Consider the following 10584-nt stretch of genomic DNA (forward strand, 5'->3'; position numbering starts at 1 on the left):
TTAGGTAAGGAGGTGATCCAACCGCAGGTTCCCCTACGGTTACCTTGTTACGACTTCACCCCAGTCATGAATCACAAAGTGGTAAGCGCCCTCCCGAAGGTTAAGCTACCTACTTCTTTTGCAACCCACTCCCATGGTGTGACGGGCGGTGTGTACAAGGCCCGGGAACGTATTCACCGTAGCATTCTGATCTACGATTACTAGCGATTCCGACTTCATGGAGTCGAGTTGCAGACTCCAATCCGGACTACGACGTACTTTATGAGGTCCGCTTGCTCTCGCGAGTTCGCTTCTCTTTGTATACGCCATTGTAGCACGTGTGTAGCCCTACTCGTAAGGGCCATGATGACTTGACGTCATCCCCACCTTCCTCCGGTTTATCACCGGCAGTCTCCTTTGAGTTCCCACCATTACGTGCTGGCAACAAAGGATAAGGGTTGCGCTCGTTGCGGGACTTAACCCAACATTTCACAACACGAGCTGACGACAGCCATGCAGCACCTGTCTCACGGTTCCCGAAGGCACTAAGCTATCTCTAGCGAATTCCGTGGATGTCAAGAGTAGGTAAGGTTCTTCGCGTTGCATCGAATTAAACCACATGCTCCACCGCTTGTGCGGGCCCCCGTCAATTCATTTGAGTTTTAACCTTGCGGCCGTACTCCCCAGGCGGTCGACTTAACGCGTTAGCTCCGGAAGCCACGCCTCAAGGGCACAACCTCCAAGTCGACATCGTTTACAGCGTGGACTACCAGGGTATCTAATCCTGTTTGCTCCCCACGCTTTCGCACCTGAGCGTCAGTCTTTGTCCAGGGGGCCGCCTTCGCCACCGGTATTCCTCCAGATCTCTACGCATTTCACCGCTACACCTGGAATTCTACCCCCCTCTACAAGACTCTAGCTTGCCAGTTTCAAATGCAGTTCCCAAGTTAAGCTCGGGGATTTCACATCTGACTTAACAAACCGCCTGCGTGCGCTTTACGCCCAGTAATTCCGATTAACGCTTGCACCCTCCGTATTACCGCGGCTGCTGGCACGGAGTTAGCCGGTGCTTCTTCTGCGAGTAACGTCAATCGTTGCTGCTATTAACAACAACGCCTTCCTCCTCGCTGAAAGTGCTTTACAACCCTAAGGCCTTCTTCACACACGCGGCATGGCTGCATCAGGCTTGCGCCCATTGTGCAATATTCCCCACTGCTGCCTCCCGTAGGAGTCTGGACCGTGTCTCAGTTCCAGTGTGGCTGGTCATCCTCTCAGACCAGCTAGGGATCGTCGCCTAGGTGAGCCATTACCCCACCTACTAGCTAATCCCATCTGGGCACATCCGATGGCGTGAGGCCCGAAGGTCCCCCACTTTGGTCTTGCGACATCATGCGGTATTAGCTACCGTTTCCAGTAGTTATCCCCCTCCATCAGGCAGTTTCCCAGACATTACTCACCCGTCCGCCGCTCGTCACCCAGAGAGCAAGCTCTCCCGTGCTACCGCTCGACTTGCATGTGTTAGGCCTGCCGCCAGCGTTCAATCTGAGCCATGATCAAACTCTTCAATTAAAAGTTCGATTTGCTTAAACAAGTTAAGCGGTGCTCAAAGTTTACTTTCGTAATAATTCAAAAATGAATTACTGCTTGGTCACTCTAAGACTTGGCATTGCTGCCTTTGATATTCTGTTGCCACCGAGGTGGCTGATATCGTCTTGTGAGTGCCCACACAGATTGTCTGATAAATTGTTAAAGAGCAGTGAGTTACGCGCTTTCGCTTGCTAACTCGAGGTGGCGTATTCTACGCTTTCCTCTTTTGATGTCAACCGTTTATTTTCGCGGTCATCATCATTTTTAATGCTTTCCGACTTGTTCACACCGCGTTGCTGCTGCGTTGTTCCCTGTCGATGGAGCGGCATTATAGGGAGTTTCTGAGGAGCCGCAACCCCTAATTTCAATAAAAAATACCGTTTGCTGCAATACACAGCAAAAGGGGGGTTTATACCGATTTACACACAAAGTTATCCACAATGTGTATTGAAACTCAAAATTGACGCGCATCGCGCAATCGTTTTCGCTACAATATCGCGCGTCTGAATTAACCGATACTATCTGCAATAATGATGCTTACCGCATCTATGGAACCTTATCTGAATCCAATCCGCCGTTTTTTCTTCTATATATAGAAAGAAACGAGAATTGAATTCACGTAACGCTCTCTATTGCGACTCCAAAGCCAAGGGATATAACCGCCATGCAACAACGTCGTCCAATCCGCCGCGCGCTGCTCAGTGTTTCTGACAAAGCCGGTATCGTAGAATTCGCCCAAGCCCTCTCGCAACGTGGAGTGGATTTGCTTTCCACTGGCGGCACCGCCCGCCTGCTTGCCGATGCGGGTTTGCCAGTGACAGAAGTCTCTGACTACACCGGTTTCCCGGAAATGATGGATGGACGCGTTAAGACTCTGCACCCAAAAGTGCACGGTGGCATCCTGGGTCGTCGCGGTAAAGATGACGAAATCATGGGCCAGCACAGCATCGCGCCTATCGATATGGTCGTTGTGAACCTTTATCCGTTCGCCGCAACCGTTTCTCGCCCGGACTGTTCGCTGGAAGACGCGGTTGAGAATATCGATATCGGCGGTCCAACGATGGTTCGCTCGGCAGCCAAGAACCACAACGACGTTGCTATTGTCGTCAAGAGCAGCGACTACAGCGCTATTATTGAAGAGATGGACGCCAACGACGGCTCCCTGCTGCTGGCCACCCGTTTCAATCTGGCGATTAAAGCCTTTGAACATACCGCAGCCTACGACGGCATGATCGCTAACTACTTCGGTACCATGGTTCCGGCATATCACGGCGACACTGAATCAGCCTCTGGCCAGTTCCCGCGCACTCTGAACATGAGCTACATCAAGAAGCAAGATATGCGTTACGGCGAAAACAGCCACCAGCAAGCGGCCTTCTATATAGAAGAGAACGTTTCTGAAGCTTCAGTTGCGACTTCCCGACAGCTGCAAGGCAAAGCGCTTTCCTATAACAACATTGCCGATACCGACGCGGCGCTTGAATGCGTTAAAGAGTTTGCTGAACCGGCCTGTGTAATCGTCAAGCACGCTAACCCTTGTGGTGTTGCTGTTGGTTCAAACATTCTCGAAGCCTACGAGCGTGCCTACAAGACTGACCCGACTTCTGCGTTCGGCGGCATCATTGCATTCAACCGTGAATTAGATGCAACTACTGCTAAAGCCATCATCAGCCGTCAGTTTGTTGAAGTCATTATCGCCCCTTCCGTGAGTGATGAAGCACTGGCACTGACCGCAACCAAACAAAATGTCCGCGTGTTAACCTGTGGTGAATGGCAAGATCGCCAGAAAGCCCTGGATTTCAAACGCGTGAATGGTGGCCTGCTGGTTCAGGATCGCGACCTGGGTATGGTAGAAACTGCTGATCTACGCGTGGTGACGACTCGCCAGCCGACAGAACAAGAGCTGACTGATGCTCTGTTCTGCTGGAAAGTCGCCAAGTTCGTTAAATCCAACGCCATCGTTTACGCGCGCGATAAAATGACTATCGGCATCGGTGCTGGCCAGATGAGCCGCGTTTACTCTGCCAAAATTGCCGGTATCAAAGCCGCCGACGAGGGTCTGGAAGTGGCCGGTTCTGTAATGGCTTCTGATGCCTTCTTCCCGTTCCGCGACGGTATCGATGCAGCAGCTGCGGTTGGCATCACCTGCGTGATCCAGCCGGGTGGTTCAATGCGTGATAATGAAGTGATTACAGCGGCCAACGAACACGGTATCGCAATGGTGTTCACCGACATGCGTCACTTCCGTCATTAATCTCTATTTCCTCGCGGGTGCCTTGAGCGCCCGCCTATTCGGAGTCATCGAATGAACATTTTAATTATCGGTAATGGCGGACGTGAGCACGCTCTGGGCTGGAAAGCATCGCAGTCTCCCCTGGCAGACAAAATCTTCGTCGCCCCGGGTAATGCAGGCACCGCGCTCGAGCCGATGCTGCAAAACGTTGATATCGCCGCAACCGACGTGGCTGGCCTGCTGGCGTTTGCCCGGCAAAATGACATCGGCCTGACGATTGTCGGACCTGAAGCTCCGCTGGTAATCGGCGTGGTTGATGCCTTCCGCGCTGCCGGACTGAAAATCTTCGGCCCCACTCAGGCCGCTGCCCAGCTTGAAGGTTCTAAAGCTTTCACCAAAGATTTCCTGGCTCGTCACGCGATCCCAAGCGCCGACTACCAGAACTTTACCGAAATCGAGCCTGCGCTGGCTTACCTGCGCAGCAAAGGTGCGCCAATTGTTATCAAGGCCGATGGTCTTGCAGCCGGTAAAGGCGTAATCGTGGCGATGACGCTGGAAGAGGCTGAAGCCGCGGTTCACGACATGCTGGCAGGCAACGCTTTTGGTGATGCGGGACATCGCATCGTCATCGAAGAGTTCCTCGATGGTGAAGAGGCGAGCTTTATCGTGATGGTCGACGGCGAAAACGTGGTTCCGATGGCAACCAGCCAAGACCACAAACGCGTTGGCGATGCAGATACTGGTCCTAACACTGGCGGCATGGGCGCTTACTCTCCAGCTCCGGTAGTGACCGACGAGATCCACCAGCGCGTAATGGACCAGGTTATTTGGCCAACGGTGCGCGGCATGGCGGCAGAAGGCAACGTCTATACTGGCTTCCTGTATGCTGGTCTGATGATTTCTGCCGATGGCCAGCCAAAAGTCATTGAATTTAACTGCCGTTTCGGCGACCCGGAAACTCAGCCTATCATGCTGCGTCTGCGCTCTGACTTGGTTGAGCTATGCCTTGCCGGTGCGGAAGGTCGTCTGGACAAAGTGACTTCCGAATGGGATCCGCGCCCTGCTCTGGGTGTGGTGCTGGCTGCCGGTGGTTATCCTGGTGATTACGCCAATGGAAAAGTGATCCACGGCCTGCCGCTGGAAGAAGTGGCAGACGGTAAAGTATTTCATGCCGGAACGCGTTTACAGGATGAGCTGGTCGTTACCAACGGAGGCCGCGTGCTCTGCGTAACCGCGCTGGGTAAATCAGTGGAAGCCGCCCAGCAGCGTGCCTATCAACTGGCGCAGGACATCAAATGGGAAGGCAGTTTCTGCCGTAAAGATATCGGTTATCGCGCTATCGCCCGCGAGCAGGGTAAGTAACTCCCGCTCAGTCTGCGAAATAGCTCAGTCTGCATAATAGAAAAAGCCCGCAAATATGTGCGGGCTTTTTGCTTTATGCCGATCGCCAAAGATTAATTAAGCTTGTCTGCCTGAGGTTCCCAGGTACAAAAATCTTCGTTGGCCACCAGCAGTAATTCGTTGCCTTCAGGTGCTGTCAGCCAGGCCAGACCCAGCTTGTCATCAGCACTTGCAGCACGTTTCGCCAGCCAGACTTGCGATTTAACATTCAGGCTTACCGTTACTGGTTCTCCGGCACAAGTCGTGATCACACCCTGCCGCCAGCGGCCCTGTACTAACTGCACATTTCCGGCGCGTAAGGTTTTACTGAGATTAAGCACTTTATCGGCTTGATACTTGTAACGCTCAATGTCATCCGCCGAAAGCTTCTCGCGGGAATCTTCTAACTGGCGCTGCATAAAGCTGACATTGCCTTCCTGATCGAAACGCAGCGTCACGCCCAACTCTTTGGTCGCCGCGTGACTTTCTTTAATCAGGTGCAGATTGCCATCAGTGTATTCATAGCGCGTGATGACGGTATCTTTACCGTAGTAGGGGCTATAAACGTCGATAATGGTTTGTGGGCGGTGTTGATCGTCGTCTTCTCGCCACAGGCGGTAAATGCCTTGATCTGCGACATAGCCGCTGGCGCTAAAGAGAGGTGAATCTTTATGAGAACTGCATCCGACCAGACTGAAGGCCATAACCGCAGCCATCAGTCCGGTGGTGATAAACGAAAGGGACCAGCCTGGCCCCTCGTTTATTCTTTTCACTGCAAGCAATTACTTAACAGCTTCTTTCAAAGCTTTGCCTGAAACGAACGCTGGAACGGTAGCAGCAGCGATTTTGATTTCTTTGCCTGTCTGCGGGTTACGGCCAGTGCGCTCGTTACGTTGATTGACTTTAAAAGTCCCGAAACCAACTAATTGTACTGCTTCACCTTCTTTCAGAGACTCGGTAATTGCAGACAGAGTAGATTCAAGAGCCAGTTTAGCTTGTGTTTTAGAAAGATCAGCTTTGTCAGCAATTACATCAATCAGTTGAGTCTTGTTCATAAGTTATCCTTTACAGTGTGTTTATCGTTTGCAAAGCATCGAGTGCGACGGATATGCCGATTGACAGCACCCTCCTGCATACACGCACCGATAGCCACTTTTTATTACGCACCCCAAATGTAGACCAGACAGGGTACGGATGTGAAGCCTTGAGATACGCTAAATAAGGCGTTAAATCACGTTTTCTTGCCTTATTGCGTTAAATTTATCCCAATGTTACTCACAGCGGCTTCACGTAGGTCAGAACGTAACCCTTTTATCAATTCGAGGTCACGTTCTTCACAGTCAGCCAATAGGCGGAAAATCTCCCATTGGATGTCCCATTCTTCTTCAACCGCCGGTATCACTTTCAGCTCTTCATCGGTCATTTCTTTGCCAGCCTGAGTCATCTCAAGCATGGCAACGGTACGAATTGATGTTTCACTAATAGCGATTGCGTGGGCCAGTGTTTCCCCGCTTAAACGCGAGTGAAGCAGCTCACCCAGGGCGATGCAGGCATCAATCGCCGGATACACGCCGTAAATATCATAGTCGTCTGAAGAAGGGATTGCCTCCTCCAGCTTTTCTAACTGGGAGTCAAAGTTAACCTTTGCATCTTTTATTACAAGTGTTTCCCACACCAGATCGAGAATTTTGCGATAAATCTGGGGTTCGCCGAATCCTGACTGAATGCAAAACATCTGATAATTTGGGTACATACGTTCGCAAAGGCTGGCCATAAACGTCAAATGTTGCCAGGTTTCCAGCTTTTCCAGACGTAAATGAATCGGGTTACGTAACATGGTATTTTCTCATTAACTTTTCTGGGCGGGAGTTTACCTGAAAATATGACAGCCTCCTACGCCTGGATTCTTAAAGCTGGCCGCTCAGGCGTTGCCAGCGCTGAAATGCGGGCCGATTTGAAGCTACCGCGTCAGCCCAGCGAGTGGGCTCGGGTAGACGATATCCACGGCTGCATTGTTTAACCCAATATAACGATGAGGCGACACTGATACCATTGCCCGGAGAAATAAACAGCGGATTGCAACGAAGCTTGCTGCGCCACACCCATCCAAGCTGTTCATCCTTGTCCCACAAGGCCTGTGTGGAACCTACGGCATCGCCCAGCGGCAGAAAATGACCACAAAGGCGACTTTTGGCGATACCGATGGTCGGCACACCAATCATCAGGCCAAAATGACTGGCTACGCCAAGCCTGCGAGGGTGAGCAATGCCCTGCCCGTCGACCATCAGCAAATCGGGACGATGTTGCAGCATCTGCCAGGCTTCAATTAACGCAGGGCATTCGCGAAAGGAAAGAAAACCGGGAATATAGGGGATTTGCGTAGGGATGCGGGCTATCTGGTATTCCACCAGCTCCATCGAGGGGTAGCGCAGCACGGCAATCGCCGCGCGGGTAATTTCGCCACCCTGTTCAAAGCCAATATCAGCTCCCGCGATAAACACCGGACGCAGTGGCGAAGGCGAGTCTTCCAGCACGATCTGCTGTGCCTTAATCAACTGCTCTTCGCGCATTGCGCCGGTATCGATCATGCAGAATCCTTTCTTAGGACTGGTGGTACTGGCGCGACAAGCTGTGTACTGCTTCAACGAAAGCACCGGCGTTTTCAGGCGGAACGTCCTGATGAATGCCGTGACCCAGATTGAAGACATGACCATTGCCGTGCCCGTAGCTGGACAAAATAGTATCGACTTCTTGTTCGATACGCGCTGGGGATGCATAGAGCATAGACGGGTCCATGTTACCTTGCAGCGCAACTTTATCGCCCACGCGACGACGGGCTTCGCCGATGTCGGTGGTCCAGTCGAGACCCAGCGCATCACAGCCGGTCGCCGCAATCGCTTCCAGCCACTGTCCGCCGCCTTTGGTGAACAGCGTAACCGGCACGCGGCGTCCGTCATTTTCACGGATCAGGCCGTCGACAATCTTGTGCATGTAATTCAGGGAAAACTCAAGGTAATCGCGGCCAGTCAACACGCCGCCCCAAGAGTCAAACACCATCACCGACTGCGCACCAGCCTTGATTTGTGCGTTGAGATAGAGAATTACGCTGTCGGCCAGTTTGTCGAGTAACAGGTGCAGCGTGGCAGGCTCGGCATACATCATCTTCTTGATTTTAGTGAAAGCTTTGCTGCTGCCGCCTTCAATCATGTAGGTTGCCAGCGTCCAGGGGCTGCCTGAGAAACCAATCAGCGGCACTTCGCCTTTAAGATTCTTACGGATAGTTCGCACGGCGTTCATCACGTAGCCCAGCTCATCTTCCGGATCGGGAATTGGCAATTTGGCAACGTCGGCGTAGCAAGTCAGCGGCGAAGAGAAACGTGGACCCTCTCCCGCTTCGAAATAAAGCCCCAGACCCATGGCGTCAGGAATGGTCAGAATATCTGAGAACAGGATCGCGGCATCCAGAGGATAACGGCGCAAAGGTTGCAGAGTGACTTCACAGGCCAACTCGGCATTTTTGCAAAGCGACATAAAATCGCCTGCCTCTGCACGTGTCGCTTTGTATTCTGGCAAATAGCGGCCAGCCTGGCGCATCATCCATACCGGGGTAATATCTACGGGCTGACGTAACAGTGCGCGCAGGTAGCGATCGTTTTTTAACTCATTCATTCTTGACAAGATCCTTTAATATTTTGCTGATCTTTTGGGGTATGGCGGACCCGGATGGGCAGCCTGACTTTGGTGAGCACGAGCCAGGCGCCTAAAAATAAGGCGAACATTGTAGCACGTCGGGCCTAAGATTCTTCCTCTGCGCGGCAGAGAACCACGGTATCTTCAATCAGGCGACGGGCAATAGTGCCAATGGCCGGTAGCAACGGCAAAGCATCGTAACGATACCAACCGGCATTGAGCAGCTCCTTGGGATCATGACGTATTTCGCCGCTGTCGTAATCGGCCATAAATGCCATCATCAAAGAATTTGGGAATGGCCAAGGCTGTGAGCTGACGTAACGGATATTTTTAACCCGAATATTGCTCTCTTCCATTACTTCACGAACGACAGTTTCTTCCAGAGTTTCGCCTACCTCGGCGAAACCGGCCAAAACCGTGTGTACACCACCGCGATGGCGAACATGTTGAGCTAACAGGATCTCGTTGCCGCGGCGGATAGCCACAATCATGCACGGTGCAATCTGCGGGTAATAGCGCTCTTTACAATTTCCACAAAGTGCCGCCCATTCGGTTTTACTGACGTGCATTTCATGGCCGCAATAGCCGCAAAACTTGTGAGATCGATAGAATTCAGAGAGCTGAACGCCACGGCCTACCAGCTGGAACAATCCGCGATCCTGATCCAGCAGCTGTCGTGCAGAAAGCATTTGATCCTTCATGCTTTTGCGGATCAACCACACCGGTTCTCCCTGCCACTCGCCGATCTGTCGCCCTGTATCGCCAACAAAAGAAAAGTGCCTGGCCGATCCTTTTGGCAAGGATCCCTCTGGCAACCACAGCTTGCCGTCAAGACTGATAACCCACCAGCCGCTGTGTTGATCTGTTATTTGGATTTCCATTTTTTATTGCAAACCTCGACTACACTGAGAAGTCTGGGACACAAAAGTTACATAAGTAATCTTCAACGTATTGGCTATTTATCGTTATTCACAGGGACTCAACCATGTTAAATCGTCTTGAAAGATTGACCCAACGCGTCGGTGGTAACCACGAGTTGATCGATCAATGGCTGCAGGCGCGCAAGGAACTCCTGGTTTCTTACTGCACTCTCGTTGGCCTGAAACCTAATAAAGAAAAACATACGCCGCTGAACGAGAAAGCCCTGGATAACTTCTGCCATAACCTGGTTGACTACCTGTCTGCAGGACATTTTCACCTTTATCACAGGATAGTTGAAGAATCCGACGGCCCCCAAGCAGCAATTTCGTTACTGGCAGCAAGGATTTTTCCCGCGCTCGATGCCAATACGGAAACTATCATGGCTTTCCATGACAGTTATACAGAAACCGATCTCGACGATGAGAACATCTACGAATTCAACTATGCGCTCTCAGATATCGGGGAAGCACTCGATGCCCGTTTTGAGCTTGAAGATCAGCTCATTACGTTAGCTCTGGATACTAAAATCGCGCCATTGCCACCCGTTGCAAACGATGAGGCAATAGTACGACCGGCTTAACAGTTTTGTTCTAAAACCCTGCAAAGGGTTGTGTTTTATAATTAGCCTCGTATATTGGGGCTTCTTAAACGGCCTGGAAATCGCAGGCCAATTCTTGTCGGAGTGCCTAGCGCAGACTTCCCAAAAGGAAATTTGCCAGGCTGAGACCGTTAATTCGGGATCCGCGGAACCTGATCGGGTTAGTACCCGCGAAGGGAACAAGAGTAACTTATTT

Annotated in this window: 9 protein-coding genes, 1 rRNA gene and 1 riboswitch; of the genes, 3 read left to right on the plus strand and 7 right to left on the minus strand. The window is 51.7% G+C overall.

The window, feature by feature from the left end; genetic code table 11:
• Positions 1 to 5 precede the first annotated feature (5 nt).
• Positions 6 to 1548 (minus strand): 16S ribosomal RNA (locus tag AB3G37_RS22715).
• 682 nt (positions 1549 to 2230) lie between these two features.
• Between AB3G37_RS22715 and purH the strand changes: the two genes are divergently transcribed.
• A complete protein-coding gene (purH, locus tag AB3G37_RS22720) occupies positions 2231 to 3820 on the plus strand; it encodes a bifunctional phosphoribosylaminoimidazolecarboxamide formyltransferase/IMP cyclohydrolase (RefSeq protein ID WP_369789163.1) in 1590 nt (529 codons plus the stop codon).
• Between the two features lie 51 nt (positions 3821 to 3871).
• A complete protein-coding gene (gene purD / locus AB3G37_RS22725; protein ID WP_369789164.1) occupies positions 3872 to 5161 on the plus strand; it encodes a phosphoribosylamine--glycine ligase in 1290 nt (429 codons plus the stop codon).
• A 92-nt stretch (positions 5162 to 5253) separates the two neighbouring features.
• On the opposite strand, the gene AB3G37_RS22730 is transcribed toward purD, so the two are convergent.
• From AB3G37_RS22730 to nudC, 6 genes are all read right to left on the minus strand, one after another.
• Positions 5254 to 5895, minus strand: a complete 642-nt coding sequence (locus AB3G37_RS22730; protein ID WP_369791017.1) for a DUF1481 domain-containing protein — start codon at positions 5893 to 5895, stop codon at positions 5254 to 5256.
• 66 nt (positions 5896 to 5961) lie between these two features.
• A complete protein-coding gene (gene hupA, locus AB3G37_RS22735) occupies positions 5962 to 6234 on the minus strand; it encodes a nucleoid-associated protein HU-alpha (protein WP_009639126.1) in 273 nt (90 codons plus the stop codon).
• Positions 6235 to 6425: 191 nt separating this feature from the next.
• Complete coding sequence (locus AB3G37_RS22740) at positions 6426 to 7016, minus strand: YjaG family protein (protein WP_009639127.1); 591 nt, start codon at positions 7014 to 7016, stop codon at positions 6426 to 6428.
• A gap of 70 nt (positions 7017 to 7086) precedes the next feature.
• Positions 7087 to 7767, minus strand: coding sequence for a deoxyribonuclease V (gene nfi / locus AB3G37_RS22745; RefSeq protein ID WP_369789165.1), 681 nt, complete (start codon positions 7765 to 7767; stop codon positions 7087 to 7089).
• A 13-nt stretch (positions 7768 to 7780) separates the two neighbouring features.
• Positions 7781 to 8848 (minus strand): uroporphyrinogen decarboxylase, encoded by a 1068-nt coding sequence (hemE, locus tag AB3G37_RS22750; RefSeq protein WP_369789166.1) that lies wholly within the window; start codon positions 8846 to 8848, stop codon positions 7781 to 7783.
• Between the two features lie 125 nt (positions 8849 to 8973).
• Positions 8974 to 9750 (minus strand): NAD(+) diphosphatase, encoded by a 777-nt coding sequence (gene nudC, locus AB3G37_RS22755; protein ID WP_009639130.1) that lies wholly within the window; start codon positions 9748 to 9750, stop codon positions 8974 to 8976.
• Between the two features lie 104 nt (positions 9751 to 9854).
• Between nudC and AB3G37_RS22760 the strand changes: the two genes are divergently transcribed.
• A complete protein-coding gene (locus tag AB3G37_RS22760) occupies positions 9855 to 10370 on the plus strand; it encodes an Rsd/AlgQ family anti-sigma factor (protein ID WP_009639131.1) in 516 nt (171 codons plus the stop codon).
• A gap of 88 nt (positions 10371 to 10458) precedes the next feature.
• Positions 10459 to 10584, plus strand: a riboswitch (TPP riboswitch).

Origin of the sequence: Rouxiella sp. WC2420, from assembly GCF_041200025.1 — a bacterium.
Classification (GTDB): domain Bacteria; phylum Pseudomonadota; class Gammaproteobacteria; order Enterobacterales; family Enterobacteriaceae; genus Rouxiella.

Coding starts and splice junctions, on each gene's coding strand:
- purH (WP_369789163.1), top strand. CDS start 2,231: ATGCAACAACGTCGTCCAATCCGCCGCGCGCTGCTCAGTGTTTCTGAC.
- purD (WP_369789164.1), top strand. CDS start 3,872: ATGAACATTTTAATTATCGGTAATGGCGGACGTGAGCACGCTCTGGGC.
- AB3G37_RS22730 (WP_369791017.1), bottom strand. CDS start 5,895: ATGGCTGCGGTTATGGCCTTCAGTCTGGTCGGATGCAGTTCTCATAAA.
- hupA (WP_009639126.1), bottom strand. CDS start 6,234: ATGAACAAGACTCAACTGATTGATGTAATTGCTGACAAAGCTGATCTT.
- AB3G37_RS22740 (WP_009639127.1), bottom strand. CDS start 7,016: ATGTTACGTAACCCGATTCATTTACGTCTGGAAAAGCTGGAAACCTGG.
- nfi (WP_369789165.1), bottom strand. CDS start 7,767: ATGATCGATACCGGCGCAATGCGCGAAGAGCAGTTGATTAAGGCACAG.
- hemE (WP_369789166.1), bottom strand. CDS start 8,848: ATGAATGAGTTAAAAAACGATCGCTACCTGCGCGCACTGTTACGTCAG.
- nudC (WP_009639130.1), bottom strand. CDS start 9,750: ATGGAAATCCAAATAACAGATCAACACAGCGGCTGGTGGGTTATCAGT.
- AB3G37_RS22760 (WP_009639131.1), top strand. CDS start 9,855: ATGTTAAATCGTCTTGAAAGATTGACCCAACGCGTCGGTGGTAACCAC.